The organism is Hymenobacter sp. BRD67 (assembly GCF_013256425.1).
In the GTDB taxonomy this organism is placed as follows: domain Bacteria; phylum Bacteroidota; class Bacteroidia; order Cytophagales; family Hymenobacteraceae; genus Hymenobacter.
Genome location: NZ_CP053904.1, coordinates 1748027 through 1763742 on the forward strand (window position 1 = coordinate 1748027; position 15716 = coordinate 1763742).

The window sequence follows — 15716 nt, forward strand, 5'->3', positions numbered from 1 at the left end:
ATGTTTACCCTCCTCGCCCTTAGCTGCGCCCTGGCTGCGCCGCCCACGCCGCGCCAGGCCATCGCCCAGGTGCTCACCGCCCAGACGGCCGCCTGGAACCGGGGCGACATCCCCGGCTTTATGGCCGGCTACTGGCATTCCGATTCGCTCGTCTTTATCGGCAAAAAAGGCCTTACCTACGGCTGGCAGCCTACCTTGACCAACTACCGCCGCAGCTACCCCGACGCCCGGCAGATGGGGCAGCTCGACTTCAGCCAGCTGCGCATTACGCCGCTCGGCCCGGAGGTGGCGCAGGTAATCGGGCACTGGCACCTGGCCCGGCCCGGCGTAGCGGCCGGCGACGCGCAGGGCCAGTTTCTGCTTATTTTCCGGAAGCTAAATGGCCAGTGGGTCATTGTGGCCGACCATACCAGCTAAGCCAGGACAAAGCACTCGTTCGGCAAAATATATAAAATTAATTATATTATAACCTAATCCGGCTTACACCATACAGCTGGCCCAGCGCGCTCCCCCATATCACCTACCGGTTGCACAAGCGCCTATCTGTTAAGTAGGTCTGTAAATTCAGCTCGACTATTTACTCGGCACGCCTAACATATTTTCGGGTATGCCGTATCTTTGTCGCACCATTCAACTACTTAGCCCCGGTTCTCATGAAAAAAACTACTGCTCTGCCTTCGCTGCTGCTGCTATTGGGCAGCCTGGGCTCGCTCCGTTACCTGAGTGCGCAGCTGGCCAAGCTTAGCCTGACTTTCGACCTGCGCGGCGAGGAAGACCATTACTACCTCTAGCCGAGCGGGTTTACCACTTTTTTGCGCTGCAAAGCCCCGCCCCTGCGGGGCTTTTTGCGTAAGAAGCGCACCGCCGTGCCGACCTTCGCGGCCCGGTTACCCACTTTTCACGCCGGGCCGGCTCTGGTAAGCCGGCCGCTTTACCCTCTTTTACCCGTGACCCTCGACACCAATCAGCAGCAGGTCAGCTACATCATTGGCCGCGACCTGGCCCGTAACTTCGCCCAGCAGGGCCTGGAGCTGGACATCGACACCCTGGCCGCCGCCCTCAAGGAAGGCCTGCAGGGCCTGCCCAGCCGCCTTACCCAGGAGCAGATGCAAACCGCTATGCAGCAGCTGCAAGAGCAGCTAGGCGGGGACGAAGAAGACGCGGACGACAACACCCAAAACCCTAACTCCATGAGCAACAAAGCCGAAGGCGAAGCCTTCCTTGCCGAAAACAAGACCAAGCCGGGCATCGTGACGCTGCCCAGCGGCCTGCAGTACGAAGTATTAACCGAGGGCACGGGCAAAAAGCCCACCCTGCGCTCGTCGGTAACGACGCACTACCACGGCACGCTCATCAATGGCAATGTATTCGACAGCAGCTACCAGCGGGGCCAGCCGGCTACGTTTCCGGTAAATGGCGTCATCGCCGGCTGGACCGAGGCCCTGCAGCTGATGCCTGAAGGCTCGAAGTATCGGCTCTACATTCCCTCCGACCTGGCTTACGGCAAGCGGGGCGCGGGGCGCGACATCGGCCCCGACTCGGCCCTGATTTTCGACGTCGAGCTGCTGAAAGTAAACAACTGAGCCGAGGCGTCGGCCGGGGCGCTGACGGCGTCTACTACGCTTCCGGGCACGGCTTCGACCGCGGCCTCCGCCCCGGTCTGGGTGCGAAGCAGCACCGCCGTGCCCGTTAGCCCGGTACCGGCTATCACCTCAGCACCCACACCGGCTATTCTGCCACCGGCCACTGCCGGGCCGGTGGCAGAAACAGCAGCTGAAGCGGCGGCTCCCCTGCCCGCGTCGGCCGCTGAGCCGCCGGCCCCGACCGTGCAAAGCCCCGACGGCCGCCTGGTGCTGACGGCCACTTCGCTTACCGTGCTGGGGCAGGCCTTTGGGTTGCGCGAGCTGGAGCGAGCCGAGGTGCAGCCGGTGCGCTGGCTGCTGTGGTACCTGCTGGGAGGGCTGGGCCTGACCATTATTCTACTCTTATTTTTAAACAACTGGCTGCACACGCTACCCACTATGGCTGGCCTGCTGGCTACCGCCCTGATGCTGCTCTACGGCCACCGGGGTACCAACCGGCTGCGACTCTGGCTACTGGGCCGCGAGGTCGCGCACTTTGCCTTACCCGGCGACCTAGCTACCTGGCAGCGCCTGGTGGGTGAGCTAAACCGCCGCGTGAGCCGGGCCCACGACCAGGCGGCGGCCGAAACCGCGGCCCTGCTGGCTGCCCTGGAAGCTGAGCGGACAGCGGCCGAAGCGCCTGAGCCCGCTACCGACGCCCACTTTCTCGACCCACCCATTCCCAACGCGCCTGCGTAAAGCCCGTTGCCCGCTCTGTTATTTTTACTGCGCCGCTGGCCTTACCTGCTGCTACCTGACCAAGTAATTACTTCATTAGCAAATGAGTTCTAAACACTCGCACACCGCCATTTCCGGGGCAGGGTTGCTTATCGCGCTGGGTATTATCTACGGCGATATCGGGACGTCGCCGCTCTACGTGATGTCGTCCATCCTCAAAAGCGGCCGCATACCCGACCTCATCGACCCGCTGCTGGTGCTCGGCGGTATCTCGTGCGTTATCTGGACGCTCACCCTCCAGACCACCGTCAAGTACGTGCTGCTGACCCTCAATGCCGATAATAACGGCGAGGGGGGTATTTTTTCGCTCTACGCCCTGGTGCGGCGGCGTGGGGCCTGGCTCTCGGCGGTGGCTATTATTGGCGGCTCGGCCCTGCTGGCCGATGGCGTTATTACGCCGCCCATCTCGGTGGCATCGGCGGTGGAGGGCCTACGGGCGATTTACCCGACTATCCCGACAGTACCTATCGTGGTGGGGATTATCGCGGGGCTATTCTTGCTGCAAAGCCTCGGCACTCAGATAGTTGGCAAAGCCTTCGGGCCGATTATGTTTTTGTGGTTCACGATGCTGGGCGTACTTGGTACCGTCTGGATTGCGCATAATCCGACCATTCTGCGGGCCATTAACCCCTACTATGCCTACCAGTTGCTGGTGCATTATCCCAGTGGCTTCTGGCTGCTGGGCTCGGTATTTCTGTGTACTACCGGGGCTGAGGCACTCTACTCCGACCTGGGCCACTGCGGCAAAGGCAATATCCGCATCAGCTGGACTTTTGTGAAGATTGCCCTCCTACTCAACTACCTGGGCCAGGGCGCATGGCTGCTTGCTCACCAGGGCCAGCAGCTTAACGGCCAGAACCCATTTTATGCCCTTATGCCGTCGTGGTTTCTGCTCTTCGGTATCGGGCTGGCCACAGTGGCGGCCGTCATCGCTTCGCAGGCACTTATTACCGGCTCATTTACGCTGGTAGCCGAGGCTATCCGCCTCAACATGTGGCCCAAAGTGCGCCTCAACTACCCTACCGACGTGAAGGGCCAGCTTTTCGTGCCCAGCATGAACCGGCTGCTGCTCATTGGCTGCATCGGCGTGGTGCTGTTTTTCCGCGAAAGTTCGAACATGGAAGCGGCCTATGGCCTGGCTATTACCCTTACCATGCTCATGACCACCGTGCTGCTAACCGTGTGGCTACGCAAAATCAAGCGGGTAGCCTTCCCGCTGGTGGCGCTTTTCGTGGGGGTCTACGGCATCATCGAAGGTTCGTTTATGGTAGCCAACCTCCTCAAGTTCCCGCACGGCGGCTGGGTGTCGCTGGCTATCGGCTCGGCCCTGATGGCGGTGATGTACGTCTGGCTGAAAGCCTTTTACATCAAGCGCCGCCTCACCGACTTCGTGAAGATGGAGCCCTATATCGAGCCGCTCAAGCAGCTCAGCAACGACGAGTCCATCTCGAAGTACGCCACCCACCTCGTGTTTTTGACCTCGGCCGAGCGGGCCAGCGAGATTGAGCAGAAAATCATTTATTCTATCTTCCAGAAACGCCCCAAGCGCGCGGATATCTACTGGTTTATCCACGTCGATACCACCGATGAGCCCTATACCATGGAGTATAAGGTAACCGAGCTGGCCCCCGACGACGTGTTTCGCATCAACTTCCGGCTGGGCTTCCGGGTGCAGCAGCGCATCAACCTATTCTTCCGCAAGGTGGTCGAAGACCTGGTGCGTAACAAGGAAGTGGATATCACTTCGCGCTACGCCTCGCTCAGCAAGCAGCACGTCACGGGCGACTTCCGCTTCGTGGTGCTGGAGAAATACCTGTCTATCGAAAACGACTTCCCGACCCAGGAAAAGCTCGTAATGCAGGCCTACTTCTACATCAAGCAGTTTATTTCGGGCGAGGCCCAGTACTTCGGCCTCGATACCTCGTCGGTGAAGATGGAAAAGGTGCCACTGGTGATTGCCCCGGTGCGCGAAGTAGCGCTGACGCGGGTGAAGTAAGGAGTTGGCTTTGGTGTATATGCGGTTCGCCCGCCGGGTACCTTTACGAAGGTGGCCGGCGGGCGAAGCTGTTGCAACATGGAATTTATCTTTGATAACCAACTATTTACGCATGAAAGCCATTATTTCCGGGTAGTCGTAAAAATACTTTTCGGCAGGATGGCATGTACTCCTTTTGAGCCGTCCACCAGCTCAGTCACGTGCAGGTCTACCGCTACGCTGGTCAACATGTAGGCCTCATCCCGGGTGAGGTGCTTTTCACTCACCAGAAAGTCAATCATATTTCGCGTAGCCAGGCTCACGGCTTCGTTCAAATCTTCGTTGAAGCCCATGGTGATGTAAGCGGTGGGAGTTTCCGCCTGGGGCCAGTTCAGGTGCTGCCCCTTGTGCACGATGAACTGAAAGGTGCCCACCAGCGACGTTTCCAGCGCCTTCAGGTCAACTTCGCCATCTCCCTGTGCCGCGTGCCCATCACCCGCCGAAAACAACGCGCCCGGTACGTGCACCGGGATAAACAGGGTGGTGCCGGCCACCAGCTCCTTGTTGTCGATGTTGCCCGCGTGAATCCAGGGCGGGTACGAGCTGATACGGCCCGACACATCGGGCGGGGCTACTCCCATACTGCCAAAGAAAGGCCGTAGCGGCACCTCAACACCAGGCTCAAACTGGGCAATCTGACGCTTTAAATCCAGCGGCACAATGCGCATGCGCGCATACGGAAAGTCGTCGGGGAGTGCGCCGTGGCCAGGAGTAAAGGCATTATACGCATAGGGCACTGCTAATTTCACATCCTGAATACGCACCTCCAGTACGTCGCCCGGCATGGCCTCCTCCACGTAAATAGGGCCGGTAAGAATGTGGATGCCAGGCCCTTTATCCGTAACCTGCTGGGTAATGGCGCGCAACTCGGGCTGCACCTGGGCAGGCGGCAGGCCCGCTTCTTCCAGCAGGGCGGGGGTGCAGGCCACCAGCGTCTGCATCTGCACTACTTCGCCCGACTTAATGCGCAGATGCGGCGGGGCAGTAGCATCGTAATACCCCCACGTTACGGTCTGGGGCGTTGCCAGCAACTGGTGAACCGGTGGGCCGGCCTTCGGTTTAGGTAAGGGTCGCTGGGGGCTCCGAGCACTAAAACTCACCCAGGCAAGCACGCCCAGCGACAATAGCAGCGAGTGCTTACTAACAAACGGTTTTTTCATAGAATCCAGGTAGTTACTTAACTAGCCCATCGGGCCCAAGCACGATACGCCACCAGAGCGCCAGAGTTGACGGCCAAAAGCCAGTAGAAACCGCAGACTGCTAACGGAGCTCGGCACCTGGAATCAGGCAAGTATCTATAATAGAATACCCTACGCTCACCCCTCCCCTCCAGCTTCACGCCAAAATTATAGCTCTATCCGGCGCGAGCCTTACCCCTCATCTGGCGCGAGTTTAGCGCTGCGTAACTCGTGGCTGTTTATTTGTGGATGGTGTACATCCACTGCCGCGCCAGTGGCAAGGCAGAACGGTACCATTAGAGCCGTTCGGCTATCTTATTCTACGGGAGGCACAGCCTCCCAAAAAATTGTCACAAGTTACGTGGTGCTAAACTCACGCCAGTACTGCCAGTGCCACCCAGCCAGTATAGCCCACAAACAAACGCAGCCCCGGCTACCGGCCGGGCTGCGTTCTGATAGGTTACCTGCTCTCCTACTTACCCAGCCACTTGGCTAGCAGGCGCTGCTGGTCGGGCGTGGCATTGGCAGCGGGCTGAATCTGATACGTGCGGTCGGGGTCGGGCTGCAGCGTCAGGCTTAGGTCGTGGGTAATAGCCCCGTGTTTGGCTTGTAGTTTGAGGGCCGTGCCGGGGGCCGAGGCGAAGAGCGCCTGTTTCACGGCTTCGTCGGTAGGAGCCGCGCCATTCAGCTGCAAAATCTCATCATTCACGTTGAGGCCGCCGTTCCAGGCGGTGCCATCGCGCTTCACGGAAGTTACGATGTAGTGGCCGTTACGATTGGCAATAGCAGCCCCGAGGCTGCCGTTGGTAGTGGCGGGCGCGCTCGTAAAGCTCAGGCCCACGTAGCCGAGGGCGGTGGCATAATCGAGGGTACGGGCCCCGTACACGTAGTTCTGGAAGAAGTCGTCGAAGCGCTTACCGGCCACCTCAGCTACGGCATCCTGGTATTCCTGGTCGGTAAAGCCGCGCTTCAGGCCCTTGTAGTACTTGTCGTAAAGCAGGCGGAACACGTCGTCGATGTGCTTCTGGCCGTTGCTGGCTTTAACAATCATCAAATCGAGCATCATGCCTACCATCTCGCCCTTGTCGTAGTAGCTGATTTCGGAGTTGCGCGAGTTTTCATCGGGCCGGTAGGCCCGAATCCAGGCATCGAAGCTCGACATGGCTACCGGCTGCAGCTTGTTGCCGGGCTGATTTTCGACGCCGCCCAGCACCTGGGCCAGCTGGTCGTAGTACTGCTGGGCGGTGCAGAAACCAGCGCGCTGGGCTATCTGGTTGGCCATATATTCGGTTTGGCCTTCGCTTACCCACAGCATGTGGGTATAGTTCTCGTGGTCGTAGTCAAACGGCCCCAATGCCACGGGCCGGATGCGCTTCACGTTCCAGAGGTGGAAATACTCGTGGGCCACCAGGCGCAGAAAATTCTTGTAGCCCACCTCGCTGCCGTAGGTGCCGGGGCGCGCGCCCAGCGTAGTCGAGTACAGGTGCTCGAGGCCCCCGCCGCCGGCTTCGAGGTGGTGCACAATGAAGAGGTAATGGTCGATGGGATTCTGGCCCACCACCCGCTGGGCTTCCTCGGTAATCTTCTTCATATCGGCCAGAAACTGCGCCTCATTGGGTAGCGTAAACGGCCCGTACATGGCCATCTGGTGCGGCGTGTTATTGGCCGTGAAGCTCAACACCTTCTGGTTGCCGATTTCGATGGGCGAGTCGGCCAGCTCGTCGTAGCTGGCCGACTGGTACACGAACTTCTGCATGCCGGGCACCGGCCGCAGGGCGGTGCTCACGGTGGCCCAGCCCGCGGCGGGCTGCACCGTTACCTGGCTCGGCATATTCTTGTTAGCAGCCGGGTACATAAAGATGCTGCTGCCCAGGGCAAAGCCGTGGTCGGCATCAATAAAGCTTGTGCGCACGCTGATTTCATAAGCGTACACCCCATAGCTCACCTGGAAAGTAGCCTGCCCGGCGTGGTGTACCCGCCAGGTATTCTTATCGAGCTTTTCCACCGCCAGTTGCTGCCCCCGGCCGTTTGGGCCTTGAGGCGCTCGACGTGCTTCGCAAACTCGCGCACCAAGTACGAGCCCGGCGCCCACACCGGCATCTTGAGGTCGGTATAATCCTGGCCGAAACCCTGCAAGTCCATCCGCACCTCAAAGTAGTGCGTTTGCGGAGCCGGCATAGCCAGCGTGTAGCGCAGACTGCCGGAACTGGCTGGCGCGGCACTGGCGGCCGGGCTGGGCTTTGACCTGGGTTTAACTTTAGGTTGGGCGGCGGCGGGCACGGCCGCCAGCAGGCCGGCCACGGCGGCCAGGCGGCAAAAGGCAGAAGTTGATGCGAACATGCCCACAAAGTAAGAGCTTAAACCGGGCCGGCCACCCAATCTTTTCCCTGGCCAGCGCTAACCTGCTCCACAAGGTGGCCGTTAAGCGCACGTAATTCCTGGTCTGTTATCTGAAAATGCGTAGTATCTGGTTGATTTTTGGCTGCTTACTGGTAATGCTGCTGGGGCTGCGCTTCTACCGGCACCCGCCGGCCGGCCGGCCGGCTGCACCTGGCCCGGCTCCTGCTTCGGCGGCCTTGCTGGTAGCCGAGCACGCCCCAGTCCGGCCGGCCGGCCAGCCGGGAAACTTGCCGGTCGCGGCCAGCCAGCGCGATAGCCTGGTGCGCTTTGCGCTCCGGCAGCTGGGTACGCCTTACGTGTATGCGGGTACCAGCCCTGCTACGGGTTTCGACTGCTCAGGCTTCGTGCGCTTCGTGTTTGGCCGGTTTGGGGTGGATATGCCGCACTCCACGGCCCTGCTCCTCGACGTGGGCCGGCCAGTACCCCGCGCCCAGGCTCAGGCCGGCGATATCGTCGTTTTCACAGGTACGGCGGCCGGCAGCACCACGCCCGGCCACGCGGGCATCATTATTTCGGCACCGGGCGAAACCCCGCTGCGATTTGTGCACGCCTCGTCGGCCCGGCGCGAATCGGGCGTCAAAATAAGCCAGGTAGAAGGCAGCGGCTACGAGCAGCGGTTTATGCAGGTGCGCCGGGTGCTCGACAACAGTACGGCTAGCGCAGCAGTAGGCAATCGGATTAATAACTCCCGCACCGCGCCGGCATACATTGCGGCCCGGCCCGCCACGGCTGTAGTCCCGCTCTCCCCGCTGCCGGCCCGGGCGGTGGCCGTACCAGCTACTCCGCTGCCTAAGGTGGTGCTGCGGCCCGTGCAGCATCGGATTGCCGCTGGTCATTCGCGCGCACATCGGGTCAACGCAACCGGCAAAAAGGCGCCGGGCCGGCATTCAGCGGTCAAAGCAAAGCCAGCTAAAAAACCAGCCAGGCGACGTACTACGCTCCGCCATTTTGTGAAAAAGTAACTGTAGCAAGTCTGCACCCGACTGGTGGTACCACTGTACATAGCTCAGCCTAGCGAGGTTTCGGAATCAGTATAAGGCTGGTCAAGTAGCGCGGACTTTTAGTCCGCGAGTGCTCGGCATAGCAACGTGCGGACTAAAAGTCCGCGCCACCGTACAGCGACTCCGAAACCGCGCTAAAAAGCAGCTAAAGCTTGTTTTTACCAGGGCAGCACGGCCCGGCACGGCCTAAAAAAACGATGCCCGGCTAACCCACAGCGGAACGCTTACGCGTGCCATCGGGCCAACCGGGCATCTAATCCTTCAAATCTTACCGAGCGAGAGCGCTGGGGTACAGCGCCGCCGTCTCACAGTAAGACCTGTCCAACGAAAGGGGGCCGCAACACTGCAGCGCCCTCCGCCGAGCTGTGTGTTTAGGCGAGTACGGCGGTGAGGCGTACTACATTGGACAGGCTCGGCAGGATTTGGTTGGGACTACTAGACATTTTGTACCTCCTTTCTTTATGGTTCCACATAACCCCGAACGCATTTCCCAGCAACTTAGGGCCACTTGTACGGGGCCGTAGCACTCGCTACTGCGTGTTAAAGTTAATTACGGGGATGGAGGTTCCAAGTTTTCCCAGATATTTTAGGGCTGCGGGGCCAGTATTTTTAGCAGCTACCTGAAAGTCAAGCGCATTAATTTCGCTCAGGCTGCTGTTGTTCGCCCCCAGCCTGCGGTGCCGACGGCAAGTGCCGGCAGCGGCAGACCCCGGCGAGCATAGCTGCTTTCAAAAATCTGGCTGTATACTTGCCATAGCTGGCTCAACGCGATTTTTACCGTAGCTTTCCACCCTAATCCACCCTTCAGTATTTCTTCACGTTCTTTACGATGCGCAACTCACTCTTCCTCCTGCTGGCACTGTGGCTGGGCGCGGCCTGCGCGCCGGCCCGCGCCCAGACCCTCTCGCCCCTGGGTATCTGGACCAACGCCGAGAAGAAAGCCACTTTTGAGATATATAAGTGCGGCGATAAACTCTGCGGCAAAATCGTGACCCTCACTATTCCCAACGACCCGGCTACCGGCAAGCCCAAGCTCGATGTGTCAAACCCTGACCCTAAGCTGCGTAGCCGCCCCAAGCTGGGACTGGTATTTATGGAAGGCTTTGTGTACGACGATGGCAACAAGTGGGACAATGGCAAAATTTACGACCCCGAAAGCGGTAAAACCTATTCCTGTTACATGAAGATGGAGTCGGCCAACCAGATGGAGGTGAAAGGCTACATTGGCTTCTCGCTCATTGGCCGGTCGCAGACCTGGACCAGGGTCAAGTAGCCAGGAGCCGCGGCGGCAGCCCGTCAGGCAGCGTCTCTTCTGCGAAGAAGGGGCGCTTTTTTTTGCTCGTTTGCCGCGGCCAGCCAGCGGCCTAGTTTGAAACTATTTGCCGCAGGACCTGTTTCTGCCCTGTTGCGGTTATCCCGAATTTAGCAGTGCTAGAGTTTATTCAACAGCTTTTCCAGCGGCGCAATGGCGCGGCAGTAGCCGGGTGGGAGCCCGCCGGCGAACCCACGCCCGCGCAGGCCCGGCGCCATTCGGCCTGGGTGGCGGAACAGGTGTACCGCAACTGGCTGGGCCCGTATTTTAAGGCGTACCACCTGCGCAAAAGCGGCATTGGCAGCCGGCGCGGGCTGCGTGTAGAGCTGCTGCACGAGGAGGGCCGCCAGGGGGCGCTGTTTTTTTACGACCACACCATGGGGCCGGGCAACTTTGAGCACCTCTACCAGCTGCTGGGCGAGCGGGTAACGGCCCTGGGCTATCACCGCGCCTGCCATGACCACCGCCTGCGTCGCCACCAACAGCTGCGCGAGCTTACCGTGAAGCAGCTTTTTAAGCCCAACCCTACCGACTGCACCGAAAGCGGGCGCTGTAACCAGCGCTATGGCCTTATCACGCTCGACTTAGTGGGGGTAAACGACCGGCCGCTCTTTATTCGCCTCATTACCAATCCGGTGCGTGAGCTGCACTTTACATCGGCGGGCTCATTCGACGCGCTGCTGCAGGCTGTGCTTGACGAGCCCGCCGCCGATGCGGCGATAGCGCAGAAAATAGAAGAATATTATAGTTAGGCGTTGCTATTGTTTGACAAACTTTCCCTGCCCCACCCGTTCGCCCGTGGGGCTGAGCAGGCGCAGCAGGTAGAGGCCGGGGGCCAGGGCTTGGGTAGCTACTTCGGCCTGGGCAGCTTGCACGGGCTGGCGTAGAACGGCGCGCCCCGTCGCATCACAGATTTCGACCGTGGCTGGCGAGGCCAGGCCGCTGATAGTCAGGGCGTCGTGGCACGGGTTAGGAAACAGGGTAAGCTCGGGCACGCCGGTCGCGCGGGCAGCCAGTACCAGGCTATTGTCGTGCTGCACGGTGCCGGGGTACATCAGCAGCCAGCCGTTGGGGTCTACCGCTACATCGGTCACGATGTTATCGACGGGCGCCACGAATCCCTGGCCGGCCTGCGTCTGGTTGAAGCGCACGAGGCGGGTGCTGCCGTCCTGAAAGGTAAGCTGATAGTCTACCTCCGTACGAAAAAAGCCGGGCGAGGCCCCGGCCGTAGCGCCCTCATTCACTTGCAGAAAAAGCGACCGGCCGACCTGATTCCAGCGCACAGTAAAAATGGGGTAGCCATTGCCCCGGTACCACTGGTTGAAGAAGTAGTCGAGCGGCTGCCCTAGCTCGGCCTCAAACAGCTGCTGCAGGTCGGCGGTGCGGGCCGTGCGGCCGCTAAACTGCTGCTGATACGTGCGCAGCACCCGAAAGAAGCGGGTATCGTCGTGGCAGAGGTAGCGCAGCATGTGTATCACGGAAGCCCCTTTCTTATACGTAAGGTCGTGGTCGAAAATGCGACTTACATTGGTAGTGTCGGGCACGCGCACGCTGCCGAGCAGGCTACGATAGGCGTAGCTGTGCGCCTGGTTCATCCAGCCGCGCGGGTCGTAGTATTGCTGCTCGTACAGGTACTCGGCGTAGGAGGCAAAGCCCTCGTTGAGCCAGATGTCTTCCCAGGAAGCGCAGGTGACGTTGTCGCCAAACCACTGGTGGAAAAGCTCATGGGCCGTCAGGGTAAAATCGTCCCCCATCTCGCTCTGCGTGGTCATGGTCTGGTGCTCCATGCCACCCCCGATGGGGCAAACGAGAGCCCGTACTTCTCATCAGCAAAGTAGTAAGTACCTACCAGCGACGAAAAGTATTCAATGGTGTGCGGCAGCACATCGAGCGCCGTTTTATTGGCATCTACTGTGGGCTGGTCGTAGAGGTAGCTCACCACCGGCATGCTGCGCCCTCCCGGCAGGCTGGCATAGGTTACGTACTCCACGTAGGGAGCCACGGCCACCGAAATCAGGTAATAGTCGATGGGATGGCGGGTACTCCACTCGTAGCGCACACGGCCGCCGGGCAGCGGCACCGTGCGGCGCAGCACGCCATTGGAGCCCACCTTGTTGGGCAGCGTAGTCGTGACCGACACGGCCGATGAGTCAGCTTTATCCGTAAGCACCTGCTTGCAGGGAAACCACTCGTGAGCCGAAAACGGCTCCGACAAGCTCCAGGTAACGTTGTAGCTTCCTCCGTTGATGGTCGCCGTATTGAAAGCATTGCCGATGGCGCTGGTGTTGCCGTTGGGTGCCGTGCCGTGGTAATAGATGCGGGCATCGAGCAGGCTGCCGGCCGGGGCGGGCCGGGCCAGCGCGGCGGTGGCCGCCTGCCCCTGGCGCAGCACGCCCGGCGAGCGCTGGCCGCCGGCCAGCACCGAGTCGATAACCAGCGTTGCCGTGCCGGGCGGCGAGCCCGCCGGGGCCTGGTACAGCTCAAAGGCCAGCGAATCGAGGGGCTGCGCCCCTACCAGCACGCGCAGCAGCGCCGAGCCGGCAATGTTGCGCGAAGTGTTGTCGAGCGTCAGGTCGAGCTTGTACCACTTCACATCGTAGCGGTCCATTTTTTGACGGTGGCGCACCGATACGCCCGCCACGGCGGCCAGGCCCTGCCCCTGGCGCAGGCGCGCCTGCCGGCAAGCCTGGGCGGCGTCGGAGCCGGCCACTGGGGCCTGGGCACCGGCCCGCCCGGCGGCCAGCGGCCCCAGCCAACTTACCAGCAGACTAAAAAATAGTATTTTTTGCATATTTACATAGTTTGCGAGCTTCTAAACGTTGCGCCGGGGCGATTACCGAAGGTAGTACACCTTGCCCAACTCCTTACTTAAGCTTACCTTAGAGGACCAGCCTGGGCACGCTCAGACGTTATCTATCAGTATTACTTACTACTACCCCGCCAGCTTGCTTGCGCTATGAGGAGATTTTACTACGCTTTATTGGCAGAGTGGGCCTGTAAGGCGGCGCTGTCGCGTTGGGTTACGTGCGGGCTGGCCTGCCTGCTGCTGGTACTTGGCAATGCCCCGGTGGCCAGGGCCACGCACATTGTGGGCGGCGAGATGGACCTGCAATACCTCACTGGCAACACGTATCAGCTAACGCTGAATCTGTACTTCGACGCGGTAAATGGCAGCCCGGCTGCACTCGATGGCAGCCTGGCAGCCGGTATTTTCGACAAGGCCACCAATCGGCTGGTGGCTACGGTGCAGCTGCCGCTCATCAACGATACGTTTGTCAAATACAGTAACCCGGCCTGCGCGGTGGGCTCCCTCAGCACCAAAGCCCTCACGTACCGCAACACGGTAGAGCTGCCGCCGGATAAGTTTTCGAGTGCGCAAGGCTATTACGCCTCGGTAGAGCGCTGCTGCCGCAACAAAACTATCGGCAATATTATAGCGCCCGAAAATGCGGCCCAGACTTTCTACCTGGAGTTTCCGGCCGTGGTACGAAACGGGCAGGCATTTCGCGACTCTACGCCGCGCGTGTTTCCACCGCTGGCCGACTATGCCTGCCTGGGAGAAGATTTTACCTACGACTTTGCCGGCCAGGATGCCGACGGCGACTCGCTGGTTTATGACATGGTGACGCCCCTCAATGGGCACGCCGACTCGTCCAATCCCAACCCCGGCAGCAACGCGCCGCCTGCCTTTTATGGGGCGCCTTATACCGAGATTATCTGGGCACCGGGGCGCAGCGCGGCCAATCAGATTCCGGGCTCGCCCGCCCTTAAAATCGGGGCCCTTACCGGGCGGCTTACGGTACGGCCCTCGGCCACGGGCCTGTTTGTGTTTGGGGTACGCTGCCAGGAATACCGCAAGGGCGAAAAAATCGGGGAAACGCGCCGCGACTTTCAGCTGCAAGTGTTGGTATGCCCCAAAAACACGGCCCCAGCCTGGTGCTCCTGCCCAACCCCACCGGCAATACCCCCTACCGGGCGGGCCGCGATACGCTGCGTATTGTGCCGGGCGGCCCGCACTGCGTGCGCCTGCGCTTTACCGACCCCGACCCCAACTCCCAATTAACCCTGAGCTTGTTGCCCCTTGGCTATACCGGGCCGCTGCCGTCGTTTACAACGGCCATCACCGGTACGGTGCACACGGCCGGGCAGCCCGATACCCTGGTGGCCTCGCTGTGCTTTTCGGACTGCACCGATACCCAGGGCAAGGTGGGCCACCTCGACGTGCTGGTGGCCGACAACGGCTGCTCACTGCCCAAGCACGATACGGTACACGTGGCCTTTATCGGAATGCCCCTCCTAATGGCCCGCCCATACTCAGCAGCACAGCCGGGCCGGGCCTGCCCCTGCACGTGCGGCCCGGCCAGACGCTGGCCTTCGACCTTATCGCCACCGACCCCGACGGCGACCCTATTCAGTTTACGCTGGGTGGCAGCGCGGGCTTTGCGCCCGATGTGCTGGGAGCTACTATTGCGCCCCAGGCGCAAGCCGGCCAGGTGCGCCGCGCCCGCTTTACGTGGCCCGTCGATTGCCGGGCCATCACCAGCCCGGCCGGGCAGACCCAGCAGCTGGTATTTACCGCCAGCTCGACCACGCCCTGCGGTACCCGGCAGCTGGCCCCCACGCTCCAGATTCCGGTTATAGTGGACTACGGCAATGTGCCGCCCGTGCTTACCACTACCCTGCCCCAACCCACAACGCCTACCGATACGGTAGTTATCCGCCTGCCGCTGGGCCAGCCTTACTCGGCCACGCTTACGGGCACCGACGCCAACGGCGACGTGCTTACGATGAGTGCTGCGGGCCGGGGATTCAGCCTGGCCGCAACGGGCATGCACTTTACTACGGAGGCCCGGCCGGCGGGCCAGGCCGGGGCTACCTTCACCTGGCTGCCCACCTGCGATGGCGTAGCCGTGGTAAATGGCAAGCCAATGCCGCTTACCGTTACATTTCAGCTACAGGAGGCTACCTGCCGCCCCAGCCCCAGACCCGCAGCGTCCGCTTCGAGGTGCTGAACCCCGACACGGCTGCCTTTATCCCACCCAATATTATTCTGCCAACCGGCCGCAACCTGGCCAACCAGGTATTTACTATGAGTACGCTGCCGGCCGACTTTTGCGATAACCGCTTTGCAGGCATTAAGATATTCTCGCGCTGGGGCCGGTTGGTATACGAATCGGGCGACCGCAACTTCCGCTGGACCGGCGAGAACATGGCCGGCATATATTATTACCTGTTGACGTTTACTACCGGCCGCCGGTATAAGGGCTGGGTCGAAGTAGTGCAATAAAGACCACTGATTAGGGCAGATTTTAGCGGGTTGCACGGATTTTGTGGACGGCCCCGGCGGGCGCTTCGCTTGGTGATACCTCCCTGTAGAGCGCGCAGGCAGCTCCGGGTCAGGGAATGCCTGGCCTTAATGGGTCGATTGCC

16 protein-coding genes and 1 pseudogene are annotated in these 15716 nt (G+C 60.7%); 11 read left to right on the plus strand and 6 right to left on the minus strand.

The window, feature by feature from the left end; all coding sequences use genetic code 11:
- From GKZ67_RS08085 to GKZ67_RS08105, 5 genes are all read left to right on the plus strand, one after another.
- Nucleotides 1-417 (plus strand): YybH family protein, encoded by a 417-nt coding sequence (locus GKZ67_RS08085; protein ID WP_173241861.1) that lies wholly within the window; start codon nt 1-3, stop codon nt 415-417.
- A 236-nt stretch (nt 418-653) separates the two neighbouring features.
- Nucleotides 654-791 carry a hypothetical protein gene (locus GKZ67_RS08090; RefSeq protein WP_173241862.1) on the plus strand — a complete coding sequence of 46 codons (138 nt, stop codon included), beginning with the start codon at nt 654-656 and terminating at the stop codon, nt 789-791.
- 21 nt (nt 792-812) lie between these two features.
- Nucleotides 813-1583 (plus strand): FKBP-type peptidyl-prolyl cis-trans isomerase, encoded by a 771-nt coding sequence (locus GKZ67_RS08095; RefSeq protein WP_254245141.1) that lies wholly within the window; start codon nt 813-815, stop codon nt 1581-1583.
- A gap of 99 nt (nt 1584-1682) precedes the next feature.
- Nucleotides 1683-2321, plus strand: a complete 639-nt coding sequence (locus tag GKZ67_RS08100; RefSeq protein ID WP_173241863.1) for a hypothetical protein — start codon at nt 1683-1685, stop codon at nt 2319-2321.
- A gap of 82 nt (nt 2322-2403) precedes the next feature.
- The gene (locus GKZ67_RS08105; protein WP_173241864.1) at nt 2404-4356 is read left to right on the plus strand and encodes a KUP/HAK/KT family potassium transporter; all 1953 of its coding nucleotides are present in this window, start codon (nt 2404-2406) and stop codon (nt 4354-4356) included.
- A 122-nt stretch (nt 4357-4478) separates the two neighbouring features.
- On the opposite strand, the gene GKZ67_RS08110 is transcribed toward GKZ67_RS08105, so the two are convergent.
- From GKZ67_RS08110 to GKZ67_RS08120, 3 genes and pseudogenes are all read right to left on the minus strand, one after another.
- Nucleotides 4479-5555 (minus strand): acetamidase/formamidase family protein, encoded by a 1077-nt coding sequence (locus GKZ67_RS08110; RefSeq protein WP_173241865.1) that lies wholly within the window; start codon nt 5553-5555, stop codon nt 4479-4481.
- 490 nt (nt 5556-6045) lie between these two features.
- Nucleotides 6046-7329, minus strand: coding sequence for a M61 family metallopeptidase (locus GKZ67_RS08115; protein WP_410505063.1), 1284 nt, complete (start codon nt 7327-7329; stop codon nt 6046-6048).
- Nucleotides 7321-7913: pseudogene (locus GKZ67_RS08120) on the minus strand (hypothetical protein); the annotation flags it as partial. The pseudogene GKZ67_RS08120 and the gene GKZ67_RS08115, both read right to left, overlap by 9 nt.
- 155 nt (nt 7914-8068) lie before the next feature.
- Between GKZ67_RS08120 and GKZ67_RS08125 the strand changes: the two are divergent.
- From GKZ67_RS08125 to GKZ67_RS08135, 3 genes are all read left to right on the plus strand, one after another.
- The gene (locus GKZ67_RS08125; protein ID WP_173241868.1) at nt 8069-8935 is read left to right on the plus strand and encodes a C40 family peptidase; all 867 of its coding nucleotides are present in this window, start codon (nt 8069-8071) and stop codon (nt 8933-8935) included.
- 868 nt (nt 8936-9803) lie between these two features.
- A complete protein-coding gene (locus tag GKZ67_RS08130; RefSeq protein ID WP_173241869.1) occupies nt 9804-10247 on the plus strand; it encodes a DUF2147 domain-containing protein in 444 nt (147 codons plus the stop codon).
- 155 nt (nt 10248-10402) lie between these two features.
- A complete protein-coding gene (locus GKZ67_RS08135) occupies nt 10403-11038 on the plus strand; it encodes a hypothetical protein (RefSeq protein ID WP_173241870.1) in 636 nt (211 codons plus the stop codon).
- A gap of 6 nt (nt 11039-11044) precedes the next feature.
- Here the strand turns inward: GKZ67_RS08135 and GKZ67_RS08140 are convergent, their stop codons facing one another.
- Both GKZ67_RS08140 and GKZ67_RS08145 read right to left on the minus strand, forming a co-directional pair.
- Nucleotides 11045-12073, minus strand: coding sequence for a M1 family aminopeptidase (locus GKZ67_RS08140; RefSeq protein ID WP_173241871.1), 1029 nt, complete (start codon nt 12071-12073; stop codon nt 11045-11047).
- The gene (locus GKZ67_RS08145) at nt 12055-13077 is read right to left on the minus strand and encodes a hypothetical protein (RefSeq protein WP_173241872.1); all 1023 of its coding nucleotides are present in this window, start codon (nt 13075-13077) and stop codon (nt 12055-12057) included. The genes GKZ67_RS08140 and GKZ67_RS08145 overlap by 19 nt, the downstream gene beginning before the upstream one ends.
- Before the next feature lie 165 nt (nt 13078-13242).
- On the opposite strand from GKZ67_RS08145, the gene GKZ67_RS08150 reads away from it, so the two are divergent.
- Nucleotides 13243-14349, plus strand: coding sequence for a hypothetical protein (locus GKZ67_RS08150; protein WP_173241873.1), 1107 nt, complete (start codon nt 13243-13245; stop codon nt 14347-14349).
- A gap of 22 nt (nt 14350-14371) precedes the next feature.
- Here the strand turns inward: GKZ67_RS08150 and GKZ67_RS08155 are convergent, their stop codons facing one another.
- On the minus strand, nt 14372-14635 hold the full coding sequence (locus GKZ67_RS08155; RefSeq protein WP_173241874.1) for a hypothetical protein: 264 nt from the start codon (nt 14633-14635) through the stop codon (nt 14372-14374).
- On the opposite strand from GKZ67_RS08155, the gene GKZ67_RS08160 reads away from it, so the two are divergent.
- Together GKZ67_RS08160 and GKZ67_RS08165 are read left to right on the plus strand one after the other, a co-directional pair.
- Nucleotides 14636-15298 carry a hypothetical protein gene (locus tag GKZ67_RS08160; RefSeq protein WP_173241875.1) on the plus strand — a complete coding sequence of 221 codons (663 nt, stop codon included), beginning with the start codon at nt 14636-14638 and terminating at the stop codon, nt 15296-15298.
- Entirely contained in the window at nt 15292-15573 is a 282-nt protein-coding gene (locus GKZ67_RS08165; RefSeq protein WP_173241876.1) for a gliding motility-associated C-terminal domain-containing protein, read from the plus strand. The genes GKZ67_RS08160 and GKZ67_RS08165 overlap by 7 nt, the downstream gene beginning before the upstream one ends.
- Nucleotides 15574-15716 lie beyond the last annotated feature (143 nt).